Origin of the sequence: Pedobacter heparinus DSM 2366 (assembly GCF_000023825.1) — a bacterium.
Taxonomy (GTDB): domain Bacteria; phylum Bacteroidota; class Bacteroidia; order Sphingobacteriales; family Sphingobacteriaceae; genus Pedobacter; species Pedobacter heparinus.
Map to the genome: position 1 here is coordinate 3,228,517 of NC_013061.1, position 25,673 is coordinate 3,254,189.

Annotated in this window: 19 protein-coding genes; 3 read left to right on the forward strand and 16 right to left on the reverse strand. The window is 44.6% G+C overall.

Annotated features, from left to right (window positions below; all coding sequences use genetic code 11):
- Nucleotides 1-6: 6 nt before the first annotated feature.
- Nucleotides 7-522 carry an RNA polymerase sigma factor gene (locus PHEP_RS13540; protein WP_015808546.1) on the reverse strand — a complete coding sequence of 172 codons (516 nt, stop codon included), beginning with the start codon at nt 520-522 and terminating at the stop codon, nt 7-9.
- Nucleotides 523-733: 211 nt separating this feature from the next.
- Here PHEP_RS13540 and PHEP_RS13545 point away from each other — a divergent pair, with 211 nt between their 5' ends.
- Entirely contained in the window at nt 734-1,408 is a 675-nt protein-coding gene (locus PHEP_RS13545) for a response regulator transcription factor (protein WP_015808547.1), read from the forward strand.
- Between the two features lie 2 nt (nt 1,409-1,410).
- On the opposite strand, the gene PHEP_RS21680 is transcribed toward PHEP_RS13545, so the two are convergent.
- Nucleotides 1,411-2,664, reverse strand: coding sequence for a serine hydrolase domain-containing protein (locus PHEP_RS21680; RefSeq protein ID WP_015808548.1), 1,254 nt, complete (start codon nt 2,662-2,664; stop codon nt 1,411-1,413).
- Nucleotides 2,665-3,049: 385 nt separating this feature from the next.
- Here PHEP_RS21680 and PHEP_RS13555 point away from each other — a divergent pair, with 385 nt between their 5' ends.
- The gene (locus tag PHEP_RS13555) at nt 3,050-4,531 is read left to right on the forward strand and encodes an AcvB/VirJ family lysyl-phosphatidylglycerol hydrolase (RefSeq protein WP_015808549.1); all 1,482 of its coding nucleotides are present in this window, start codon (nt 3,050-3,052) and stop codon (nt 4,529-4,531) included.
- Nucleotides 4,532-4,621: 90 nt separating this feature from the next.
- Nucleotides 4,622-5,020, forward strand: coding sequence for a c-type cytochrome (locus PHEP_RS13560; RefSeq protein ID WP_015808550.1), 399 nt, complete (start codon nt 4,622-4,624; stop codon nt 5,018-5,020).
- Nucleotides 5,021-5,022: 2 nt separating this feature from the next.
- Here PHEP_RS13560 and PHEP_RS13565 read toward each other — a convergent pair whose 3' ends face one another.
- The 14 genes from PHEP_RS13565 to PHEP_RS13630 all read right to left on the reverse strand — a co-directional run bounded on the left by PHEP_RS13565 (nt 5,023) and on the right by PHEP_RS13630 (nt 25,672).
- The gene (locus PHEP_RS13565; protein ID WP_015808551.1) at nt 5,023-6,036 is read right to left on the reverse strand and encodes a zinc-binding alcohol dehydrogenase family protein; all 1,014 of its coding nucleotides are present in this window, start codon (nt 6,034-6,036) and stop codon (nt 5,023-5,025) included.
- 28 nt (nt 6,037-6,064) lie between these two features.
- The gene (locus PHEP_RS13570; RefSeq protein WP_015808552.1) at nt 6,065-6,853 is read right to left on the reverse strand and encodes an SDR family oxidoreductase; all 789 of its coding nucleotides are present in this window, start codon (nt 6,851-6,853) and stop codon (nt 6,065-6,067) included.
- A gap of 11 nt (nt 6,854-6,864) precedes the next feature.
- Nucleotides 6,865-8,784: a glycoside hydrolase family 88/105 protein gene (locus PHEP_RS13575; RefSeq protein WP_015808553.1), complete on the reverse strand. Its 1,920-nt coding sequence runs from the start codon at nt 8,782-8,784 to the stop codon at nt 6,865-6,867.
- A 97-nt stretch (nt 8,785-8,881) separates the two neighbouring features.
- Nucleotides 8,882-11,194 (reverse strand): DUF5703 domain-containing protein, encoded by a 2,313-nt coding sequence (locus tag PHEP_RS13580; protein ID WP_015808554.1) that lies wholly within the window; start codon nt 11,192-11,194, stop codon nt 8,882-8,884.
- A 14-nt stretch (nt 11,195-11,208) separates the two neighbouring features.
- Nucleotides 11,209-12,657, reverse strand: coding sequence for a sialate O-acetylesterase (locus PHEP_RS13585; protein WP_015808555.1), 1,449 nt, complete (start codon nt 12,655-12,657; stop codon nt 11,209-11,211).
- The gene (locus PHEP_RS13590; RefSeq protein WP_015808556.1) at nt 12,644-13,951 is read right to left on the reverse strand and encodes a bile acid:sodium symporter family protein; all 1,308 of its coding nucleotides are present in this window, start codon (nt 13,949-13,951) and stop codon (nt 12,644-12,646) included. The genes PHEP_RS13585 and PHEP_RS13590 overlap by 14 nt, the downstream gene beginning before the upstream one ends.
- 5 nt (nt 13,952-13,956) lie before the next feature.
- Nucleotides 13,957-14,619 carry an aspartate/glutamate racemase family protein gene (locus tag PHEP_RS13595; RefSeq protein WP_015808557.1) on the reverse strand — a complete coding sequence of 221 codons (663 nt, stop codon included), beginning with the start codon at nt 14,617-14,619 and terminating at the stop codon, nt 13,957-13,959.
- Nucleotides 14,616-16,025 (reverse strand): four-carbon acid sugar kinase family protein, encoded by a 1,410-nt coding sequence (locus PHEP_RS13600; protein WP_015808558.1) that lies wholly within the window; start codon nt 16,023-16,025, stop codon nt 14,616-14,618. Before PHEP_RS13600 ends, PHEP_RS13595 begins: the two co-directional genes overlap by 4 nt.
- 3 nt (nt 16,026-16,028) lie before the next feature.
- Nucleotides 16,029-17,279 (reverse strand): ribulose-bisphosphate carboxylase large subunit family protein, encoded by a 1,251-nt coding sequence (locus tag PHEP_RS13605; protein WP_015808559.1) that lies wholly within the window; start codon nt 17,277-17,279, stop codon nt 16,029-16,031.
- 11 nt (nt 17,280-17,290) lie between these two features.
- Nucleotides 17,291-19,333, reverse strand: a complete 2,043-nt coding sequence (locus PHEP_RS13610; protein WP_238326477.1) for an aceric acid hydrolase — start codon at nt 19,331-19,333, stop codon at nt 17,291-17,293.
- Between the two features lie 38 nt (nt 19,334-19,371).
- On the reverse strand, nt 19,372-22,791 hold the full coding sequence (locus PHEP_RS13615; RefSeq protein ID WP_015808561.1) for a glycosyl hydrolase: 3,420 nt from the start codon (nt 22,789-22,791) through the stop codon (nt 19,372-19,374).
- Nucleotides 22,791-24,086, reverse strand: coding sequence for an L-fucose:H+ symporter permease (gene fucP, locus PHEP_RS13620; RefSeq protein WP_015808562.1), 1,296 nt, complete (start codon nt 24,084-24,086; stop codon nt 22,791-22,793). The genes PHEP_RS13615 and fucP overlap by 1 nt, the downstream gene beginning before the upstream one ends.
- 52 nt (nt 24,087-24,138) lie before the next feature.
- Complete coding sequence (locus PHEP_RS13625; protein WP_015808563.1) at nt 24,139-24,579, reverse strand: MaoC/PaaZ C-terminal domain-containing protein; 441 nt, start codon at nt 24,577-24,579, stop codon at nt 24,139-24,141.
- Nucleotides 24,580-24,592: 13 nt separating this feature from the next.
- Nucleotides 24,593-25,672 (reverse strand): Gfo/Idh/MocA family protein, encoded by a 1,080-nt coding sequence (locus tag PHEP_RS13630; RefSeq protein ID WP_015808564.1) that lies wholly within the window; start codon nt 25,670-25,672, stop codon nt 24,593-24,595.
- Nucleotide 25,673 lies beyond the last annotated feature (1 nt).

The following is a 25,673-nucleotide window of genomic DNA, read 5'->3' on the forward strand; positions in this document are numbered from 1 at the left end:
GCTATGCTACCTTTCGCTGTACATCCTCAAATTTTTCTTCAGCATCATCCTGGCCATATGGATTCTGGTTTTAACCGTTCCAATAGGAATATTTAATTCCTCAGCGATCTCATGATATTTATAACCCTCAAAATATTTAATAAATGGGAGATAATACCCCTGGGAAAGTTTTTTCAGTGCTTTATGAATATCTTCTACCGAACAATTACTTTCACCGGTATTGTAAGTTAGATTAAAATAGGATTCATTCATGGCTATACTGCTGGCTTCATCCATGTAAGAATTAAATTTACCCTTCCTCCTGTAATTATTGATGAACGTATTTTTAAGGATAATAAACAGCCAGCTTTTTAAATTTGTTCCCTCCTGAAAACTTTGTGCGTACCGCATCGCTTTAAGCAATGTGTCCTGGACCAAATCGGCAGCATCCTCTTCGTTTCGTGTGAAAGAAAATGCGAATCCTTGTAAACTGTCCCTGAACGAAAATAACTGATTGTTGAAATCTAATGGCGCTGTTTTCATATTATATTTTTTAAGGTAAGTAGCACCGAAAGTCCAAACGCCATGCCTTTTAAGGCCATTTTATTCCATGATATCCTAAATCAGCTAATGCCAGCTGATTTCAGGTATTTCTGTCTTTTAAAACAAGTATTTATACCTGCTGCAATTAAAATATACCCGTACATTAAACAGCACTAATGTATCCAAACCTGAAACTATTCAGCAGCAAAAAATGTTGTTCTTGAAAAAAGAAAGTATGTTAAACCTATTGCTTGCTGAAGACCACAATGTCGTCCGAAGTGGTATCAAAAAGTTATTAGAGGCCGATGAGGCCATTAATATTGTTGCAGAGGCGATCAATGGCGCCCAGGCATTAGAACTTATAAGAGATAACGGTTCCATAGACCTGTTACTGACTGATCTCAATATGCCGGGAATCAATGGAATTTCACTGATTAGCGAGGTCAAAAATTTCAACCCCAACGTAAAAGTTGTCATTCTGTCGATGCACGATGATGAAAAATATGTAGCCCAGGCATTTCAGGCAGGTGCTTCAGGTTACCTGCTTAAAAATGTGGATGCTGAAGAAATGCTGTTTGCATTGAAATACATCAGCAGGGGCGGAAGTTATATATGCGCAGCGCTATCAATGTCGATGCTGAGCAAGGTACTGAAAAGAATAAATAGTACCGTAGCAGTTGCGGAAACAGCTATAGATTTTTCCAGCCGCGAAATAGAGATACTGGAATTAATTGCCGAAGGTCTCACCAATCAGGAAATGGCAGACCGGTTATTTATTAGTAAGCGGACTGTTGAAGGACACCGACAAAGCCTGACAGACAAGACGGGATGCCGGAACACCGCTGCTTTGATTCGTTACGCGATGGTGCATGATATTCTTCAGTAATTTTAATTGATTTTCTTTACTTCCTGCACAACGCCGTCACGAATGATCTGTGCTTTGATAACATTCCGGCCATCTAAGACAAAGTTCAGTTGCCTGTCGCTGCCATCTGAAAAGAAAAGTTGAGTTTCAGACTCAGGTTTAAGCTCCATATCTCCTCCTTTTGTGCGCCTAAATAATTTATTGTCTTTTATGATCAGCTCAAACACACCAATATCAGTCTGATATTTACCGAGAAACCTTTCAAAGTTTTTAACGTCGACTTTCAATTCTACATGCTTGTAAGGATTGATCACCTCTTTATCGAAAAGTATTGCATTGATCGCAGAAGAAATTGCCGCCAGATTTGTATCACTGTTAGAAAGAATGATCACATGAGTATCTTCATCAGGAAAAATAAAATCATAGCTTAAAAATTCCGCAATAACTCCGCTGTGACCTATTAGTTTCCTATTGTACAAGGAATCAACAACCAATCCATATCCATACCTGTTTAAATTACGGGTAGTCATCATTGTAAACATAGCCGGACTGATGACCTTACCGCCAAAAAGTGATTTGTTCCATTTATATAGATCCTCAACTGTTGAGACCATCGCGCCTGCGCTGAATGGAATGTTCATCGATCTGTCCACTGAGGTGTTTAGAAGACCGGCTTTTTTTATGAGATTGTTCAGGATATACGTGCTATAAGGCTCACCGCTCACTTTTTCAATAATACATCCCAACAGGAAGTAACCAGAATTGCTGTAGTTATATTTTGTTCCGGGTGAAAAATCATATGGTTCTTTCTTAACAGCAGCTATTACAGAATCCCTTGGGTCAGAAAGGGTAGAAAAGCTTGAAATCCTTGGAATACTTATAAAATCCTTTATACCCGATGTATGATTGAGCAGCATGTGTAGCGTAACACTATCACCTTTGGGGTAGTCTGAAAAATACTTGCTCAACTTATCCCCAACATTCAGCTTGCCAGTTTCCTGCAGCTGTAAAATTGCTGCAGCGGTAAATTGCTTGGTGATCGACCCTATCCTGAATTTCGTTTGGATAGAATTGGGAATGTTCCCTTCCCTGTTTGCCTGCCCGAATGCTTTTTCAAGTACGACCTTTCCTTTTTTTGTGATGAATACAGCACCTCCAAATCCATGCACTTTCTCTTGAGCGTTCAGATAAGACTGAAGAACTGTTGAATAGTTCCTTTGTGCTTTTCCGGCAATAGAACAAAGAAGAAATAATAAAAATAAAAGTCTTGTTTTCATGTTGTATGTATTGTTGTTTGTTAATCGAATACAAGTATACTGATTTATATAGTACTATGCAATACATAGTACTATATAAATTTAACATTAACCGCACACCTTTGGTTATAACCAAGCCAACTCTGGCTATGAAACGGCCTTGAATCAGGATTTCAGCAATATATTGTCCAAAAAAAATCCGTAAATAGCGCCACTATTTACGGATCATTAAATTACGGAACTCAATCCGCTAACCTTAAAAAAACAATTCCCCCTCCATCAAATGCCTGTTACACCAATCGTTAATTGAAAGAATCATCATTATGATGATCAAAACTACCTTTAATTTACCTGCTCCCGAACAACAGATCGGCAGAAAGGCAAAAACGATAGCTGAACAGCCCAAATGAAAGGGTTAATGATCAGAGGTTTGGCACAGTTTATGAACAAAACGCTATCTATGGTAAAAGCCGGACTAACATCTGTATTTATTTGCCTGTTTTTGATGCTCTTCTATATAAAGCCCGCGCTGGCCATAAAAGAAGAAGTGATTAGTCATAAAACTTTTGGCAAAACGGTGATTTATATTCCTCAAACTATCCCCACTTCTGTTGCCTTGTTTGTTTCGGGTGACGGTGGCTGGCAGGCTGGCGTCATCAATATGGCTAAAAACCTGGCTTTACAGGGAGCGCTCGTTGCCGGAATAGATGCCAGGCAATACATGGCATTTTTATCCCGCAGTTCTTCATCCTGTTATTATCCGGCAGGTGATTTTGAACAATTGAGCATGATGCTCCAAAAAAAATACAAATTCAACAGTTATACCAAGCCGGTATTGGTTGGCTATTCTTATGGAGCTACATTGGTTTACGGTTTATTGGCACAGGCACCTGCCGGTACCTTTAAAGGGGCAATTGCACTTGGTTTTTGTCCGGATATCACCCTAAAAAAACCACTTTGCAAAGGCAATGGCTTAAAATCGCATGTACTTGTTCCCGGGAAATCGTATTACCTGGAACGTACAGAAAAACTGGCGGCACCATTTATTGCGCTCAACGGCATAAAAGATGAAACCTGCCCGTTTCAGGCCACTAAAACATTTTTAACAGGTATGCCCTTTGCCGAACTGGTTACTTTACCTAAGGTAGGCCATGGATTTTCTATTGCAGACAACTGGTTGCCGCAATTTTACCAGTCTTACAAGAAGATCATCGCAAGTCCCTCTGCCATTAAGCAGAAAAATGCGGCGAGCGTTCAAAGGATGCCAGACAAACTGATCACTACATTGCCGTTAAATTTGCTTCCGGCGCCTTCGTCCGACCAACCACTGATATTTATGATGTCGGGGGATGGTGGATGGACAAGTTTTGACCAGTCGCTTGCCGAGTCTTTTGCCGAAAAAGGAATGGCAGTAGTGGGACTTGATGCCCAAAAATATTTCTGGAATGCAAAAACACCCCAGCAAACAGCAGCCGCAATAGCTGATGCCATTTCTTATTATATGCAAAACTGGAAGAAAAAGAAATTTATACTTGCCGGTTATTCCTTTGGTGCCTGTATTGCCCCATTTATTGCGAACCGGCTTCCTGAAAACCTGCAACATAACCTTTCTGCAGTTTGTATGTTATCACCGGATGAACGTGCAGATTTTGAAATCCATGTTGCCGATATGCTTTCCATTGACGGACAGGATGAACCTTACAATGTATTGGCTGAAATGAAAAAAGCAAGGACATTTAAACTGATCGTGCTATTTGGTGATGACGAAGATCCGGCTACAACAAAACAGTTCAGACAGGAAACCTCCCGGGTAATCACCTTGCCAGGCGGCCATCATTACAACAATGATTACACTGGCATAGTAAACTATGTTATAAAGTCATTGTAATACACCTGTTTCATATTTCCGGAACTATTTTTTTGTTACATAGCGCAACTTTTATTTTTTTTTAGCATTTTTAATATAAAATTAGTTGTTATGCCTTATAAAAAAACCATCGTATTCTCAATATTATTGAGTACCGTACTCATACTCAGCGCTTTTATGCCACAACAGGAAGACAAAAAACCTGTAAACCTGAAGGTTTTGCCCAAAAATATTAGTGAGAAAGAACTGGATGACATTATGGACGGCTTTAAGGCTGCCTTAGGCGTAAAGTGTAATTTTTGCCATACACCAAGGAAAGACAATCCGAAAAAGCTTGATTTTGCCAGTGATGAAAACCCTAAAAAGGAAATTGCGAGAAATATGATCCGCATGACCAACAAGATCAACAAGAAATATTTTCACGAGAAAGATAAAGAAGGCAAGCTGATCAATATTTCATGCGTAAGCTGCCACAATGGAAAAGAAGAGCCGCAGACCATTAAAATTTAATTTTACAGGCTTACAATTGCCTTGATCACCCCATTCTTCGGATCCAGCCAGCCTTTAAATTCATCTTTTACCTCCTCAAATAAAACCCGGTGCGTGATGTATGTAGCGGGTTCTACCAGTCCAGCTTTCATAGACCTGATCACATGTTCAAAATCCTGTCTTGTGGCATTTCTGCTGCTCATTAAGGTAGCCTCGCGTTTATGGAATTCAGGGTGACTGAAAGAAATGTTTTCTTTTTGCAGACCGATCAGCACAAAACGTGCCCCATGGGCCATATATTGAAAGGCATTATTGATGGCTTTCAGGCTGCCTGTGGCATCTATAACTACGGTAGGCATATCCCCGTCCGTAATTTCTTTCAATTGCTCCAGTACATCGGGGGCCAATGCATTGACCACGTGAGGTACATTCAATTTTTCTTTACAGAACTTTAAGCGGGCATCATTGATATCCAGGGCAATGACTTTAGCGCCCGCAATGCGGGCAAATTCCATGGTGCCCAGGCCAATAGGACCGGCACCTAGGACAAGTAGAAATTCATCTTTCCTGACATCCGCGCGTCTTACCCCATGGGCACCGATTGCCAATGGCTCTACCAGTGCCAGCTCGTCAAAACTGAGGCCTTCGCCATGTATCAGCAAACGGGAAGGGACAGAAAGGTATTCTGCCATTCCTCCATCCACATGAACACCGCAGACCTTAATGTCGGTGCAGCAATTGGGTTTGCCTGAGCGGCAGGCTATACATATCCCACAGTTAAAATAAGGAATAAAAGTTACAGCTTCTCCTTTTTCAAAACCTTCTGCCCCATCAAATTCAATCAGCTCACCGGAAAGCTCATGGCCCAATACCCTTGGGTAGCTGAAAAATGGCTGGGTGCCTTCAAAAGCATGCAGGTCTGTACCACAGATCCCGATCCTTTTGATCTTTATAATTGCATGGCCCGGACTCAATACAGGTTTTTCAGCAAGCTGGTATTCAAACGTTCCGGGTGTAGTGCAAACTAATGTATTCATTTCTTCTTTTTAATGCTATAATAACAATTTATGCGTTGGCCAGCGCCCTGTCCAGGTGTACATATCCCCCATCCACATGGATGATCTGCCCGGTAGTGTGGCTTGACCTGGCTGACATTAGGAAAGCAGCCATATTGGCAATTTCTTCTGCTGTGGTCATCCTGTTTTCGAAAGGTATTTTGTCGGTGATCTCTTTCAGCTTTTCTTCCGCGTCCGAAAGGGTTGCTATCCAGGTTTCATAAGCCGGTGTCCAGCATTCTGCAACCACCACTGCATTTACCCGAATGCCATATTTCAGGAGTTCTACCGCCCATTCCCTGGTCAGCGCATTTCTGCCCCCATTGGCCGCAGCATAAGCTGACGTATTACCCTGTCCGGTTTCGGCAGTTTTAGAGGTTATGTTTACGATGGCGCCTTTGCTCTTTTTCAGTTCGGGCAGTGCAAAATGGGCCATTAAAAAATAATGCACTACGTTTTTATGCAGGGAGGCCATAAAATCTTTGTAATTCCCATTTTCGAGCCCCACCCCATCATTTACACCAGCATTGTTCACCAATCCATCTATCCGGCCAAAGGCACCAACAATGGCTTTCACCGCATTTTCACAGGCATCCGGATCGCTCAGCTCCGCTGCAACCTGAAACGCTTTGCCCCCGGCCGAGGTTATTTCTTCCACCACTTTCAGGTTATCGATTTCTTTTCGTCCTACAATTACCGCAGTTGCACCCTCGGCTGCAAATACCTGCGCCATGGCTTTTCCTATTCCTTTGGCCCCACCGGTAATCACAATGACCTTTTCTTTTAACTGTAAATCCATATTTAAACACTTTATTTTTTTAGCAGCTGCTTCCCGATCCAGTTCACCAGATCCTGGCCAGCTTCGAAATTCTGATAGTCTGCAGGTAATTTTCTGCCATCTACATATTCATTGTACAACCATGGATCGCCAATGGCAAAAACCGCCCCTTTACCATATTTAGCTATGGCCATTACATTATCGCCATCCTTATCCTTGAGCACTGCTTTTGCAGCAGTGGTTAATTTCAGGCTGCTGTATTCTTTGACGTACAATTGCTTTGCGGTTTTAAATATTTCGTTGCCTGCCGGTACCATTACCTTACCCATCTCAAACTGGCTTTTTACTACCCTGCCTTTACTGTCCTTGTTAAATTCAATACCAAAAGTTTTGGCCAGCTGGTTAAAATGGTCCAGTTCCACATTACCGGTATCATTGGCCATCAATACCAATATGCCACCACCCTTAACCCATTCAGCAATTGCTTTAATGTCATTTTGGGCAACAAAATTCGGTTTTTCCGTTTCTTTTTCCGTATCCGGATCAACAATGATATACACCGAAGCATTTTTCAAATTGGCTGCCGTAGGTGCCGCTTTTAAAGTTGCAGTTTTAAACCCTGCATTGTTAAACTGATCTGCCCACATAGAAAAGCCGCCATTGGCCAGTTCATCCCATTTATAATGCCAGGAAACCAGGTTTCCGCTTTGGTCTTTCCGGCTTTCATTGTTAAAGTATGAATCGAGTAGCACGGTTTTACCCAGCCCGGGTTTAGGAAGGGCGGCAATTTCCATTTCGTTTGCGGCCATTAAAAATGCGCCCACACCTTTGGGATCATTGCTAACTACCTTTTCGCTCATGTAATACTCATAACTGCCATCGCGGTAAGGCTTACCACCTAAACCGGAAACACTTACTGTCCCTTTCAGATTGATCTTACCTTCTGCACGCTGTTCAATAAATTCCTGCTGAATACCTTTATAACCTTTACTGGCTACCACAAAATAGGAAGCAGGGAGATAACCCAGACGAACACCTTTGGCGATGGCATATACAAACATGCTGGAAGCCGAGGACTCAAAATAATTGCCTTTACGGTTTGGCTGGTCTAAAATATCATACCATACCCCTGTTTTGTTATTTTGTGTGTTTTTAACAGCTGCAGCAAGACGGTTCAGGATATTGATCATTTCCTGACGTTTTGGGTGGGTTTTAGGAAAATTGTCCAAGGTTTCGACCAGTGCCATGGCATACCAGCCCATTGCCCTTGCCCAGATATGCGGAGAAAGACCGGTTTTTGGATCTGCCCAGCGCTCTGTTTTGCTTTCATCCCAGCCATGGTACAGTAAGCCGGTCCTGGCATCTCTCGTATTTTGTTCTACCCAGATGAACTGATTGGCAATGTCGTCAAAAGCTTCCTTATTTCCGATAAGCGCCGCATATTCTGCATAGAAAGGCTGCCCCATATACAGACCATCCAGCCATACCTGGTTTGGATAGATCTTTTTATGCCAGAAACTACCTTGTTTGGTTCTGGGTTGTATCTTTAACTGTTCCCATAAAGTAGTGGCCGCTTTAAAGTATTTTTGCTGACCGGTTATTTTATAGAGGTCAAGCAGCACGGTACCATTCTTTACATTATCAATATTTACATGCTCCTGGCTATAGGTATCAATTATCCCATCTGCCGAAATGAATCCATCCATGTCATTCTGGATGTACTTGAAATAGCTGGCATTCCCTGATCTTTTCCACAAAGCATCCATTCCGTCCTGCACTACACCATGGTCATAAGACCATTTTTTTGCCCTTTCTGGCCAGATTTCCATGACTGTTGCAGCCATCTGATCGGATAAAGGTTTAGCAGGTGTTTTAGCAATCTGGGCGTCTGCTGAAGATGCAGTACCCATCAGCGCCAATAAGCTAAATATAAGGGTTCTTGATTTATTCATACTTGTTATCTTATATTGGTTTCATACAATTCTACATAGTTTTACCCGGTGATTAGCGTAAAAACGGCAAAATAACTACGCAATCGTTGCCAAAGTATTATTTTAACCTGATCTCTATATCTTTTCTCCTCGATTCAGGTATCACTTTCAGCAATTTTACCTGGCCGTCTTTTAACTCTGCTTCAACAATGGTTTGATATGAGGCATGCAACCTGAACCGGACATTCCATTCTTTTGGCCATGCAGGGAACAAATAAATGGCTTTACCATTACTTTGCAACAGCATTTCCTGCAGGCCGATCATGCCCGAACCGCCCCAGTTGTGATCGGGTACCCAGTCAAATCCAGGTCCCCAGAATGCCGGGAACCTCCTGCCCGAATCTTTTAATTTCCCCAAAGTGAGTTCAGCAGCTTCTTTTGTTAAACCCAGCCTAGCCGCAAAAATATTGTCCTGTTTCCAGCCTATATGACTTCTGAACTTTAACACATCCGGATCATTGTTGAAGGTATTGATAGCCGTATCCAGCCCCGGACGGCCAATTCCGTAAATTCCCCAGGGATAAACCGGGTACAACTGCGGGCTTTCGGTATTGTTGACCCGCTCCCATACTTTAGCCGGTGCAATGGTAGTATGGCCATTAAATTCCCGGAAGCTGATGGGCGGAATACGTTTCAGCATCGCTTCCCAGCCTTGCTTTTGCTCCGTTGTAATGTCCTTAACCTGCAGCAGCCTGCTCAATACCGTTTTTAATGCAGCAATAGTAGAAGTAGCGTTATAGGCCATTTTATAAGTCTCTGCAGCCGATCCCGGGTACAGCACCAGGTGTCCGCTGCCATCCACTGCTTTACTGCCCCTTTGCCGGGCCAGGTAAGTGTAATGTTCATCAAAAAAGCTGAGGCAGCTGCTGATAAAGGGTAAATATGGTTTTACTGCTTTGCCGGCATAACTTTCTGTTTCCAGCATCATCAGACAAAATTCCAGCACCGTATCCCATTCATATTCCAGCCAGGCATTGTATTCCATTCCCTTATCGTAGTTTTCAGGACGCTTCCATCCATACTCTGCCGGGTTTGGCAAGCCGAAATTCTCCAGCTGTTCAGTAAAGCTTGCGCCTTTATGTTTCCAGTAAAATGCTGTCCGCAGTTCTGCATTTTTTAGCAGCCTGGTATAGAAATCGAATTGAGGCTGCATCATTTCCGCATCTCCGCTTTTTAACATCGGCCAGTATACCAGACGCTGGTTTTGCGCAGTATGGGTTCCCCCGCCCCAGTTCCTAAAATCCGGGGTATATTTCAGGGTGGTATCTACCAAAACAGGATCATAGGTGAAAAGACCTCCGTTAAATTTGGTCGGATAAGTACCAAAAGCATTACAGCCAAGCATATAACGGAACAGTTGATAGTTCTTTCCGGCCTGCACCACTGTTTCATCCTTGTTGCCCTCCAGTTCTATAAAACTACGTTCCCAATAGGCATTCCACCACTTGATGCTATTGTTAAAATCCTTCGCAGCGGCCTTATTTCTGGTCTGGCTCAAACCCGCTGTCCAATGCCGGAGATCGGTTGTGGCTTCTGTATGTAAGGCCAGGCTCAGGCTGATCGATGTTCGCCCTTTATCGTTTTTCAATTTCCAGCCCTTAAAAGCAATGCCTGCATAAGTACCAGTGTAATTCCCTGCCGGAACCATTCCTGTTCCCCAAATCATTCCGCCAAACACCAGGTTCTTAAGCGGGTTAAACAGCTGGTCTTTAATGCTGTCCAGGCCTTGTTGTTTAACGGTTATATCGAATACCGACTGTGCTTTGTTTTGATGATAAAACAGCAATCCATTATTTTTAAAAGCAATACTATCTTTAAAAGTCTTTACCTCACCCTGAGGAGCCCATTTATAAGAATTCTGGTTGTTTTCTTTGCCTTTGGTCAGGCGATCTGCATATCGCCAGCTTTCATACCCGGCTTCGGCGATGGTTTTCCGGTTGCTTTTTACTTCCAGATGAACCAATGGTTTAAATACATCCACCCAGAGCCTCACTTCGGTGGTCAATCCTGCTTTTTTACCCTTAACTTTCACATAACCGTCTTTTAAGATCAGTTCCTGTTTAAAAGCTGCATCTTCATCAAAGGGACTGGGACTTAATTTTAAGCGCAGGCGACCAAGTTTCAACAAGGTATTGTTCTCATCGAAGGTTCCACTCCTGGCGATGTAAAACAGCAGTTCGCCCTTTTCTACCCAAACGTTGAGGCCAATATCGCCCCCGCCGCAGGGCATAGATCCGGCTGCATTTTCACTCTGGCTGGTCCATACCAGGTTCTGATCAGCTGTTGCCGGCTGTTGGGCCAGTACAGATGTGCTCAGAAATGATAAAACGATACCAATGATAAGGGGCTGTATGTGCTTCTTGTTATCCAAATCTATATTTTATTTCAATTGTCCCAGTCATCTGTACGGAAGGAAGATACCGGCAGGCCATCTGTACCAAACAAATCTCCCGTCACAAAATCTTTAAATGCATACCGCACAGCCACAGGGTTTTTTACCTGATCGGAAGATACCGTTACACTACTGCCCGAAATTTTAGCCGTTGCGGGATAGAATTTTTTATCGGCACCTGCAATTTCGAATAAAGTTAAGCTTTTACCAAAAGATGTAAGGCCATTGGCTACATTTTGAAATTTAAGCACCGCTGTATGGTCTTTAATACTCATCGCTTCATAAGCTGGACTGGCATAACCAAAGCCTTTAATACCATAGGTATTTCCTAATGCCAGGTAAGCCAGCCGAGTCCCTCCCTTTTCCTTATTGGCCGGATGGATGGAGTTTTCCTCACCGATGTCCATCAATACAGCCATACCTGAAGCAGGTATTTTAGCCAGCGATTTGCGTTGTGCATCCCTGATAAAGGCCGAGCTGAATTTACCTCCGGTATGGTAAGGCGGCAGCTGGGCATAATTATAAGGAGCAATCTGCGCATAATAAAAAGGAAATTCGCCCATCCCCCAGGCTTCCCGCCAGGCCTTTACCATAGCCGGAAAAAGTTCTTCGTAACGGTCTGCCCGATCGTAATTGGATTCTCCCTGGTACCAGATGACCCCACGGATGCCATACCCAATTACCGGGTACAACATGCCATTGTATAAGGTGGTTGGCGTACGGCTTACTTCTTTTATGGTATCCGTTTTGGCGGGGATCTTCACTTCAGGAAATGCCTTTAACTGTGCTGGCGACATCCAGGCTTCTATAGAAGAGCCCCCATAACTGTCGTTGATCAGACCCACCGGCACCTGCAGCATTTCACTTAACAGGCGGCCAAAGTAATAGGCCGTAGCACTAAAGTTGGCTACGGTTTCTGGCGCAGCAGCTTTCCATTCAGAGGCTTTGCTGTTGTCCTGCCTTTCTGTAACAGAAGAACGCGGAACGGTATATAAGCGGATCTGAGGATTTGCAGCTTTCAAAATGGCTTCATTGGACCCAATGACAGGCTGCCCTTTAAAGCCTTTCATCGGCATTTCCATATTGGATTGCCCGCCGCAAAACCAGACTTCCCCAATCAGGATATCTTTTAAAACCAGCGCTTTGCCATCGCTGATACTGATTTCAAAAGGACCACCTGCTTTAGGGGTGTTGATCTTTATGTTCCATTTGCCATCGGCTGCTGCTTTTACACTGTACCTGCGCTTATCCCAGGAGGGGACAAGTTGTACATCGCTTCCTGCTTTTGCCCAGCCCCATATTGCAACTGTTGTTTGCTGCTGCAATACCATATGGTCGGTAAAAATCGAAGCTGGTTTAACCTCAGCAGAAACATTCGCAGAAAGGACAAGCGCAAAGGCCAGCCAGATAAATTTCAGGGTATAAACTTTAATCCTTTTCATTTTTATATTGAATTGATGCGGCTTCTTCTTTTAATGCTTTACGGCGCCAGTAATTGGCCAGTATTGAGCCCGAGATGTTCATCCATGGGCTAAATACGGCTGCTGCCAGGCCAACTGTACCCAGCTTACCCATAGAACCGGCCAGCCCTGTAGCCATTCCTCCGTTTTGTAATCCAACTTCAAATGCCAGCGTTCTGGCGTCTGCTTTATTAAGCCCTATTATCCGGCTGAAAGCATATCCGAAAAAATAACCTGCGCCATTATGGATAACAGCAGCAATGAACAATAAAAAGCCTACCTGCAAAAGATGATCACGTCCGGCTGCTGTAGTAACTGTGGTGAAATAAACAATCCCGGCCATAGAAAAGTAAGGCATGAAATCATCAATTTTAGGAGATTTCTTGGCAAGCATATGATACAGTACACCGATAACAACCGCTCCTGTAAAGAAATTAAGCACTTCTAAACTTTCTAAAAAAGGTTCAGATAGATTGGGGGCAAAAGTGCTTTTCCAAATCAGCAGGTTAATCACTAACCATGCTGCAGAAAGCAATGCTATGCTATTTAATTTCTTTGCCTGGTCAGGAGATGCCGTTTTAAGATAATCATGAATAAGTGCAGCACTTAAAGGAACAATCACAATCTTAATGATCTCCATCATCATATTAATGAACTTTACTTCTATTAAAGTTCCGGCGAGGATTTTCATTAAAAAAGGGGTCATTACCGGAGCAGCAATGGTGGTAACAGCAGTTACTGTTACAGACAGTACCAGGTTTCCTTTGGCAATGTAAGTCATTACATTAGATGCCAATCCGCTGGAGCAACAACCAATCAGGATAATTCCTGCCGCAATTTCTGTATCAAAATGAAAAACTTTAGTTAACAGCAATCCCATCAAAGGCATCACCGTAAAATGGCTCATTAAACCTACAACAACACCTTTTCCAGACTTTGCAATTCCTGTAAAATCTTTAATGCTCATCTTCATGCCCATGCCAAACATCACCAGTTGAATGACGATCAGAATAAGCCATTTATTTCGCATATCTACACCGCCAATGTTAAGCAGTTTTTCAGGATAAATCATCCCGGCAACAACAGCGGTAATAATCCATGCCGTGTACTGATAACTTTTAAGGGATTCAATCGACCCCATACCGATAGAGGTACTAAGGGCCAGTACAAGTGCTGCCGGCTGCCAGAAGACAGCATCTGAGCGCAGCAGGCCATACAGTAAAACAGCCAGGGCAACTAAAGCGACGAGCAGGCAAAACCTGCGGAACGTATACATGGCCCTTACTGAATCAGGTTGGCAATATGCTGAATGGCCAGTGCAGGACTGGCTAATATCGGAATGCGCTTCCCTGTATCCGGTAAAGTATCCACCACACGCGACATCGAAGCCTGTGCCAGTACAATCACATCCACTACAGCAGAAAGTTCCAGGAGTGCCTTAGCCACCATCTCATCGTGTTTTCCTGGATTCCCCCCCATCAATGCTTCAAAAGCACCTTCACAAAGTTTCGAAGTCAGCTCAATTTCTTTTCCTGCAATTGCAGCCCTGCGTTTTACCAGGTCGCTGGTTGGCCCAAGCGTAGTGGGCAAGGTCGCAATCACACCTATCTTTTTACCGGTTTGAACGGCAAGGTCTGCCATTGGCTGATCGACCCTCAATACAGGAACACCAGTTAGACCTGCTGCAGCTTCAATGGCTGCACCTATGGAAGAACAGGTGACCAGGATAAAATCGGCCCCTGCTGCCTCTGCGGAAGCCACATGGTCGACTACCCTTCTTGAAGTTAGTTTCGTCAGTTCATTTCTACTGATCACATCTTTTATCAGGCTGTCGTCCACAATGTTAAATACATTTACATTGGGTAAATATTCAGAACATAGTTTCTGGAAAACGGGTACTAGTGTGGCAGAGGTATGGACAAGTCCGAGTGTTTTGGCTTTCATATTTTAGTTGCTATAAGGTTATTGTTAAAAAAATCTTCTTTTCCGACCTGGCCTCCTTTAAATACCAGTTCTAACTGATCAATAGCCGAGCCTGGGGCATCAGCCCGGCAAACAGGGGCACCTGGACTAAGCGGGGCAATCATTTCAACTGCTGCAATCCCCATAGCCCTGGCGGCATAGCTGGAAGTATCACCCCCGGCAATGACCACTCTTTTTAGTTTTATTCTTTCTGCAGTTTTACGGGCAATCATCCCCAATAAACTGCCATAAAGCTGTGCTGTTGCCGCTTTACCAAAATTTTTCTCCCTGAACAGCTGATCCGTTTCGTTAACCCGCTGGTCATCATTGCCCAGGCTGGTATGGATCAGCGGATGTTTGCCCTGCCGGATCAGTTCAGTTGCCTGCAAAGCATATTTTTCTGCCGCTTCTGTTATCAGTATGGAATCCGCATTTAAATCTTCTGCTGAAGCCCGTTCCGCAAGGGATATGGTGTCTATGGCAATTTCAGTAAACCCATTTTTTAAGGCATAGGCAATTTGCGCTGCAGTAACCGGCGAACAACTTCCGGATGCGATGAGTACGGGGCCGTGCTGGCTGCTGTCTTCCCATAACACTTCCTTATTTAGTGTTCCATTTTCCTGCCAGTGCGCTCCGAGTGCCATCTCTATACCCGAAGATCCGGCAGAAAACAGCGTTTGGCCGACTGTGGCCATGCCGTCTATAATGGCTCCTATGCTTTTCAGGTCTTCCTGCTGCAGGGCATCAAAAAGAACAATATCTTCTCCTTCCAGCTTTAATGCTGTAGACTCCTGTTGGTATTGATGCAGGGCCAGGATATCAAAAAGACCTATGTTTTTAGTGGTTTGCTTGCCTAAATGTAAACGCAGGTCGCTCTCTTCTGCTGGGGTTACCGGATGTCTGGACATAGAAGGATGCCTGTCAAGCCGGTAAATATTCCCTTGGCTACCAATACCCATACGGGCAAACAAATTGCCAAACAGGCAGTACCTGCCTAAGATCGGGGCTGCCACCAATAAGGGCACTGTTTTGGTGTTAAATACAGCGGCACCGATATCAATTGCCTTACCGATGCTGCCTATTGCAGGAGAAGAGTCGAAGGTAGAGCAGACTTTATAATGCACATGACGCGGATTGAGCCCGGCCAGCGCTTTGAATGCGGGCTGAAGCTCCACTTCCATTTCGGCAGGCGACATCGTCCGGCTCATTCCGGCAATACCTATGGCCTGCAATTCAGGATAACGGGCCAGTTGTGCAGCTGAAGGTGTTTCGATAAACAGTACCGTTTTGATGCCCGACCTGCTTAAAAATTCCAGCGCGTCAGTTGAGCCGGTAAAGTCGTCGCCATAAAAGGCCATCAGCAGGCGCTTATTTTTTGTCACTTCCATCAGCTAGGCCTGTTTTTTACCGAATACACTTACCGAATGTCCAAATTCAGGATATTTTGCAGCTGTTTCAGCCACTGACAGGCCATCTACAGCACCTTGCCAGGCCTGTTGTAAAGCTACTACGCCACCTGCAGGACCGTCTGGATGCGCCATAATTCCACCTCCGGCCATATATAACAAGTCTACAGAGGGTACGCGCCGGTAGGTTTCAACAGCCTGCCCGCCCCACTGCCCCGAGGATACCACTGGTAAAACCGAATAGCCACCCAATAAGGGTTTGAAGCAGGCTTCAATAGAACGCACTACAGAATCGTCAGATTCCCAGAATTTGTTTTGTATGCCATTTACATGGATCTGGTCGACCCCGGCCAAACGCCAAAGCTGCTGATAGGCAGGAAACTCTATACCCAGTAAAGGGTGACGGTTGAGCATACCCCAGCCATTACGGTGGCCATGAATAGCCAGCTCCCCTATTTCGCCAATCTTCTTAACCCCTGCCAGCCCAACACTATTGAGACTTATCATCGCTGAAGTACCCCCTGAACGAAGGATCTTTTCGTAATTGCGCTGCATCTGGTCGATGTCATCGCTGATGTTAAAAGCATACATTACTTTTTTTCCGCTGCGATCAGCATGTCTGTTGATCACTTCCATAATGGCATCCACCCGTTTATCAAAGGGGGAATTGGCAGATGAGCCCAGCAGTTCATCATCCTTGATGAAATCAATTCCAGCCAGGGCAAGGGTATTTACCAAAGCAGCCGTTTGTTCCGGCGTCATGCCGATGCTGGGTTTGATGATGGTTCCGATCAGGGGCCTGTTGTAAACACCTGTCAGTTTCCTGCAGCCGGCTATGCCAAATTTAGGCCCTTTAAAGGCGGTAGCAAAAGAAGCTGGCAATTCCAGATCCATCAGCTTAAGCCCTGTAAACTGGGTCAGCTCATATAAATTTCCCTGCAGGGTAGACACCATCACCGGCAGGTTATAGCCGAAATTCTCTATCGACCAGGAAACCTCGATCATAGCGCGCTGGTATTTACCGCCGGCAGACAGTACGCCTGGTATGGCGGGTTCATTAGCTGTATCCATTGGGGTAATGCTTTCTACCCTGGCGGCAAAGCGCTGTTTCAATTCTTCGGTTTCGCCCGGCACGGCAATAAAGGTTCCTGAACTTTGCTCGCCGGCCAGCAACTGGGCCGATTTTTCGAGATCAAGCGGCGTTTCTATGTAATATTTTGCGGTTATTCTTTCCATAATCGTATCGTTTATCTGCTTACCGGTAACCAAACAGACATTTCTGAATGCCCCCTGTTGCCCCAGGCAAAATAAGGCACCAGTTTTATAGGGCTCAGCGCATTGTTTTCGTTAAGCGGACGGTACAGTACATTTTTCCAGTCTTTATTTTCAATCAAGCGGGCATTGCCTTCCAGGCTTATCATATCGGCACCATCAATTTTGATAGGCATCGCTTTCAGGCTGATGTTGGCCGGAATGAACACATTAAAGATCTTTTTACCCCGCAGATCAGGGGACTCCAGGCAATACACCACCGGTCCGCGTTTCACCGCAATCTGGTTCCTGTTTTCTTCTACCAGCGGATTGGCTTCTACCAGCTGTGCTTCCATTGGCAATACCAGTTCTACCAGGTCACCCGCTTTCCATTTCCGGTTCAGTTCGGCATAAGTACCTGGCCTAAGGTCCATATTTTCCACTTTACCGTTTACCTTTAAATCTGCCCTGGCTGCCCATCCCGGAATCCGGAAAAACAGGGAATAAGGTTTGCTCCCTGTTGAGAGGATTTTGATTTTTATGTTGCCATCCCAGGGATAATTGGTTTCCTGGCTCAGCTTTAATTTGGTTCCATCAGTTAAAGTAGTATTTACGGTATTGCCACCATACAGATTAAACCACAACCCTTTATCAGAAATACTATAAGCATAATCGCTCACTTCTGCAATGGTACGCACTACATTGGGCGGACAGCAATTGGACAGGCCGATATAAGGCACGCGGTCTTTGGACCAGCGCTGTTTAAAGGGCAGCTCATCTGAATAGCTGAGCGGATTGGTGTACAAAAATTTCTTGCCATCCAGGCTGATGCCTGACAATACACTGTTGTGCAGGGCCAGTTCCATTACATCTGCATATTTCGCGTCACCGCTAATCTGGAGCATGCGCCAGTTCCACAATACATTGCCGATATTTGCACAGGTTTCATTGTGTGCAGTAAAATTAGGCAGCTGAAAATCGCGGCCAAAGGCCTGGTGTATCTTTTGTACTTCTGTTGGGTTATAAGATGTCCCATCTGGCGATGTCCCGTCATAAAGCGATCCACATCCCCCGGTGATGTACATTTTATGCTGGTTTACATCATCCCACATTAAATTCAAGGTCTTCATCAGCGAATCGTTACCTGTTTCGGCATACAAATCGGCCACACCAGCGTACAGATAATTGGCCCTCACGGCATGGCCCATGGCCTTCGTTTGCTGTAAAAAAGGAATCCTGTCCTGGTTGTCATCCGTACCATCTTCAATCTTACCTTTTATGGCTATCAGATGTTTAGCCAACTCCAGATAACGTGGATCTTTAATTGTACGGTACATTTCAATCACGCCCATATAGTGGGATGGGCAAATGGCATTTCTGGCCAGGGCCGGTGAGGCCTTCTGGTAAAAATTATACAGGTATTCGGTGGCTTTTTTAGCCACATTCAGTAAGGTAGTTTTACCGGTAGCCCTGTAATGCACACAGGCAGCCGTCATTAAATGTCCGATATTATAGGCTTCAAAGCTCAGCCTATCCTGAAACTGGTTCTTTGAACCGGTTTTACGCTGCTCTATCATCGCTTTGGTATAAATGTAACCATCATCACGCTGAGATCTGGCTATGACCGCAATGGCCTTGTCCATCATCGCGTCTAATTTTGGATCGTTGGTAGATGCATACATACTGGCCATAGCTTCCAGCGTTTTATAATAGTCACCATCATGGAAAGATGGCCCTTTGTGTGATCCTGTATCCAGACCAGCTGCGATCTCAAAGTTTTTGAAGGCATGACTGATGTTGGCGTCGTTATAAATGGCCCACATATTGGGTACCATAGCTTCTTTCGCTACTTTAAAGCGGTCGGCCCAGAAACCTTTGGTCCAGCTCACATCCCTCATGTTCAGGCTATGCAGTTTGGCATGCTGACTATTAGAGGTATTGACCAGGCTTTTATCCTGGGCCTTACCCATACCTGCTACCAAACAGCAGGCAAAACACAAACCTAACATCATTCTTTTTGGCATAGTTATCGTTTCCATCAGCATATTCATTAATTTATATTCCCGGTATCTTTCATTTAATTTGATTGTTCCTGTTTAAATAGCCTTACCGGACCAAGCAAGCCAGCCTCATTCAGTGGCTTGCCTTCCAAACGGTATGGCGCATTTGTTTTTGTGATTCTCCTGTCTTCCGGCAAACGCTGATCGCCGATGATCCTGTTGGCCCAGGTATTGGTTACCGTTATGTCCAGCACATTGTCCCCATTTTTTAGAGCAGCTGTAATGTCGGCCTGGTAAGGCGCAGTCCAGACCACACCACAAGAAATTCCGTTTACCCGAACCTCTGCGATACAGCCTACCGTTCCCAAATCCAGCAAGTATTGCTGCCCGGCCTGTTTTTTAACTTTAAAATTATTACTATACTCCGCTGAACCTGAGTAATATCTGATCAGGCTGTCCGGATGTTTACTCCAATCGCTCAGCGCAGCAAAAGTTACCGGCTTTTCCGGACCGCCATAAGCAGGGTCAAAACGTACTTTCCAGCTCCCATTTATCGTGTTTACCAATTGCTGTTCTTTCCAGTTTTTGCCTGTAGCAGAGGCAGTAGTAGCCGCTCTATCTTTAAAGATGACAAAGGCGGAGGCATTTGGGGCCAGCTTTAGCTGCATTCTTGTACGACCAGCCTCAGTTTTCCAGGCTTTCAGGGCAATAGTTTCATTAGTTACAGCATCATAAAGTTCAGGTATTTTACCGGCTGTTCTAAAAGAAAACTCCAGCAAGCGCTTTTTATTTTCCTGGTTAGCAACAAAATAAAACTCTTTATCGGCTGCAATCCTATGGGTATAAGCTACCTTTTTCGCATAATCTCCATTTCCTTCCATTACCAGCAGATCCCTTTCCAGGCCAATAAGGTCAAAACTTTCTGCCTGATAAGCACCCTTAATGATCCTTCCCTTACCCAGTGTTTTCAGGGAAAGCTGCTGTTGCCCCTGTCCTGCTGTTTTAAAATTACCATCCCAAAGCTCGGTCAGTAAAGTCTCAAAGTCCTGATCACTGCCTGTTTTAGGCATACCCAGCTGGAATTTCGGACGTTCACCGAGCACAAGGCTTGCACCTGCTTTCGCCAGCTCGTTCAGCTTTGCAGCCACTTCCTTACTCATATACTGATAATTTGGGTTCAGGAGCATTTTACCCGGGATAACCAGTACCGCATAACTTGCACCGCTGGCAAACACCACTCTCCCGTCTTTTACACTTGCGTCAAGCAATACATCAGGATTAAAAGAATCGTAGGCATAGCCTCTTAATGGATTTACCCAGTCTTCCGGATCGGCCATGTTTGCCGAATGTGTTACCCCTGCAGGCTTTTGTCTTAAGGGCTCGCCGGTATTGGCCAGTCTTTTTGCCTCAGCTGCCACCACTTCAGCACCAAAAAGGCCAGGCAGCAGGTTAACCAACCGATCAGGTAATACCGAGCGGCTGGGCAATTCTTCACCAATAAATACCGCGACATCGGCTACAGGCTTACCCTGTTGTAAAAGTGCCTGACAACGTGTGGCATAATCTACCCAGGCCTTTCCAAGTTTCCACCAGGTCTGGTCACGCTGAAAATATAAACCTATCCCATCCAGTGTCATCCCTGGCTTTTGGTCCAGCCATGGATTATGGGCAAAAACATGATATACCAGTTTATTGATGCCCAGCGCATAATTTCTATCCTGTAAGGTCTTCATATTGCCGGGATGTTCATTCCAATCCATCCTAATGGTGGTGAAAGCTTCTGCCTGTATGATATTTTTGCCATAAATGTGCGCGCCGGAAACCGCATCCAGCATGTCGTTCAGTTTATCGTGTGTCGGACTGTTCAACCAGAACTCACCCATCGGCATGTCTACATTTTTATAATGCAGCAGGCCATCGCTCAGCATGGTCGGTGCAACATTCTCAGCGGCAAAAGTGACACCTTTCTCTTTGGTCAGGCTGGATAAGGTGTAGTAAAACTGGTCTGCAACCAGTTCAGCAATGGTTTTTCGCACATCATGTAAAAAGGCTTCAGACAGCTCAACACTTCCAAGCGGTATGCCTACCATAACCGGCAGATAACGCATCAGGTCGTAGCCCCTGCGTTTCTTAAATTCCGCTGCAAAAAGTGGCGACCAGTTCTGGCTGCCACACTCCCAGCTGTCAACAAACAATTCATTCAAAACCTTTGAGGCGATTTCAGGTCCTCCATGTTTTAAGGCTGCCCCGTACCAGCTGTCAAATTGTAATTTTACTGCAGCCGGATTAAATTTATCACATTCCAGCCCCATACCTGCTCCGGCAGTGGCATTCTTATGACCGGTGGAAGTATGGCCAATCCTCAATATGGTCCAGTTTCCTTTAGGCGCCTTCCAGTCTAAGCTGCCGTCTGCTTTAATTTTATCGCTCAGGTTGATGATCTTATCTATCGGTACACATAAATGGTCTTCCAGCGTCTCTTTTGTGCTGGCTTTGCTGATGCGCCATACCAAGCCAGCTTTTCCCTCAAACTGGTTGATCCTGGCTTCCGCAGAAAGCTCCAGGTTCCTCAGTTTTAAAGAAGGCTTCCATTTGGCGGCGTCCAGATCTTCTGAACCGGGCTCCGATCCTTTTTTATCGTATACGAAGCGGTAATATCTTGCGGTAACGGGTACAATACTATGTGTCACATCGGCATCAGTGTCCTGCCAGCCATGCCTTGGCGGCTCCAGGCGCCCCACCGAACGGAAATTTTCACCATCATCACTAACCTGTATTTCCAGCCGTTGTGCCTGGTAGTTATTGCTGCCAGTACTTATGCGGATGGTGCGGGTGGTAAAAGGCTGTTTAAAAGCATACTGAATCCAGCAGGCTTCATTACTTCCAAAATTTTTCGTATTACCCGGTCTGATCAGTCCGCTTGCATCTGCAGCATTACTGGTCGTAATTTCGGGAATCACAGTCTGTGTGGAAATACCGGCACCTTCAGCTGAGGGATAGGCGTATACCGCAATGTCTTTATAATAACCTTCCAGGGTTTCCGGTTGCTGCAGTTTTATTTTTTCAGCTGTTTCACCCTTGATATTCAATTGGGTAGATACCACTTTCTGCATAGAAAGTTCAGGTGTAATCCAGGGCCCTCCTGCAAGTGCAAAGCCATCACTTACATGCATCCCCAGTTTCAGGTTTAAACGCCTGGCCTCCTGCATGGCAAAGGTTACCATGTCCCACCATTGTGGGGTAAGCTGCCGTACAGATGGGTTAAATAAAGGGGGATTGGGTACATCTTTAATCGATAAAAGATATGCACCTCCGATGCCCGCTGACTTCATGGCTTCCAGATCGGCGGTAATACCTGGTTTTGAAACCCCGCCTTTAATCCAGTGCCATAATACCCAGGGCTTAGCAGACTCATTTGCCTGCGCCATAGCTGCGCCAGGCTGCAGGCTGCAAGTCAATAAAACGAATGCTATGGTTTTACTTAAGTTCAAATTCATTATGATTTGGCGGCAATCTTATAACCTTTTAATCCGAAATAAAGAATAACTAAAAAACAGATCAGCGGCACATAATAGCCAATCTGAACCTGATCATCGTAGTGATCAATCAATGCACCCATGCATACCGGAATGATTGCACCCCCAACAATAGACATGATCAGCCAGGATGAACCAGGTTTGGTATCATCACCAATTCCATCAATTCCCAATGCAAAGATGGTTGGGAACATGATCGACATAAAGAATCCTAACCCTCCAAGTGCATAAACCACATACACTCCGCTTCCTAAAACTGCAATTAAGCACAGAATAATACAGACGATCGCATAGATTGACAGTAACTTCTGAGAAGAGATCCATTGCAACAATGCAGTGCCTGCAAAACGGCCTACCGTAAACAGGAAGCCGTAAACAATTAAATAATATCCGGCAGTACCTTCGTCAAAACCAGCCCCCTGTTGTGCAGCACGGATAAAAGAGCTCGTTACACATACCTGAGCGCCCACATAAAAAAACTGTGCCACAACCGCCCATTTTAAATGTTTATGCCTTAATGCACCAATAAAGCTACCCTTAGCCTCGCCATCGATGCTTTTGGTTTTGATCTCCGGGAAACGGATGAAACAAAAAATTAAGGCAAAAAGCACTAAAACACTTCCCAAAATAATGTACGGCATTTTAACTGAAGCAGCTTCTTCCATAAAGTAGGCATTGCGGTTAATTTCTGTCATCGCTGCCAGCTCTGCTTTGGAATAGGATTTTCCTGACAGGATAAACCTTGTACCTACGTATCCCGCCACCATAGCCGCTAAACCATTAAAGGAAGCTGCTAAATTTAGTCTGCTGGTGGCTTTTGCAGGATCTCCTAAAACCGCAGCATATGGATTTGCAGTAGTTTCCAATAAGGTTAAACCACAGCCGATTATAAACAGGGCAATTAAAAACGTGATATAGGAAAGCTCATTTGCTGCCGGCACAAACAAAAAAGCACCTGCAGCAAAGACCAGTAAACCAGCAATCATACTTGCTTTATATCCCCATTTTTTAAGGATCATCCCCGCAGGAATTGCCATTAAAAAATAGGCCAGAAAAACTGAAGTATCAATCAGCATCGACTGCGTATTGCTTAAATTACAAGCTTTTTTAAGGTGAGGAATCAAACTGGAATCCAGGTTGTGCGCCATCCCCCATAAAAAGAACAGGCTGATCACAAAAATAAATGGTACCAGGTATTTTTTACCCGCTGCAGGATCACTGCCCCTTATCACTTCAGGTGCTGCTGAATGGTTCATATTTTGGTTTTTAGGTTTTTATCTATTCCAATTCCCTGTAACAGGGAATCTGTTATTTCTTTTTTACCAGCAGAAGGTGATCACATACCAATACGACCTCACCATGCTGGTTTATAATTTCCACATGCTCAGTTACCGTCCCATATTCCGGTTTTTTTGCCTCGGCCTTCTCCGAAATGGTAATCTCCGAATGAATGGTATCCCCTATGTACACGGGTTTTACAAAGCGCAAACGGTCATAACCTTTAGAAAAGGCTTCAGGATTGATCTCGGAAGCGGTAAGCCCGATCCCAATGCTGAATATCATGGTACCATGTGCGATCCGGTGTTTAAAAGGCTGTGTTTTGCACCATTCCTCATCCATGTGATGCGGAAAAAAATCTCCGGTATGCCCTGCATGGACTACAAAATCTGTTTCTGTAATGGTCCTTCCCAAGGTTATCCGCTTGTCCTGTAACAGGTAATCTTCAAAAAATATCGATTTAAAATACATGTTCCGTAATACTTTAATTGTTGTTCAGTTGTTCGCTTATTTTTACACCACCTTTATTGCTGGAGAGATAAGCACTCTCCACTACCGCCATCGTTTTGATCACATCTCCTACACTGGTATGCAATACCGATGAAGAACCTTCCTTGTAGCGCATAAGGTTAGCCATAGTGCCAATAAAAGCTTCAGGAAACCAGGAACCTTCCAGTTTCAGCTCTTTCCATTCTGGTGCTTTCCCTTCTTCCTTCAAACAATATTCAAATACATCAGGTACCCCATGCGGATAATCCATCAGCAAACCTATGTTCGCTTTGATCGAACCCTTTGTACCTTCCCATTTGATGAAACACTCCTGGTTATGCGGCCCGAAATCATGGTCGTGGTTGGTATTGATCACCGCATGCATGGTATCCCCATAATCCATCAAAATGGTGGAGCGGGAAGAGGAAAGTGTTTTAGCCGGATGTTTTAAGGTCTTTGCCATTACTGTTTCCGGATCTCCTAAAAAAGAGCGCAGCATATCGATATAGTGGATGCTGTGGTAAAGAATCTCCAGACGGGGATGTACCATTACATGCGGAAAAATCTCCCATGGTGTTTTAATGGTCACACGCACTTCCATATCATACAGCTCACCAATCATTCCCTGATCGATCATATACCTTGCAGCACTCACAAATGGTGCAAAACGCAACTGAAAATTGATGGCCGCAACCAGTTTTTTCTGCCTGCACAGTTCCAGGATCTCTCTGGCCTGTTTAAAGTCATCTCCCATGGGTTTTTGGATCAGTACCGCTGCCCCATCTGGTAGTTGTTCCAGTACTTCCAGGTATTGTTCGGGCATAATGGTCAGGTCAAACACGGTATGCGCAGGTGCCTTGGCTACGGCTTCTGCTACAGAATCATAAACATTCGGGATCTGAAAAGCTTCCGCCAGCTTTTCAGCTTTAGCTTTGGTACGGTTTACAATTCCCTGAACTGCAAAACCTGCTTTTTTATAAGCCGGAAGGTGTGCATCTGCTACAATACCGCCAGCCCCGATAATGATAATGGGTTGTATGCTTTTAGGTAAAACCGGTTGATAGATGATTTCCATA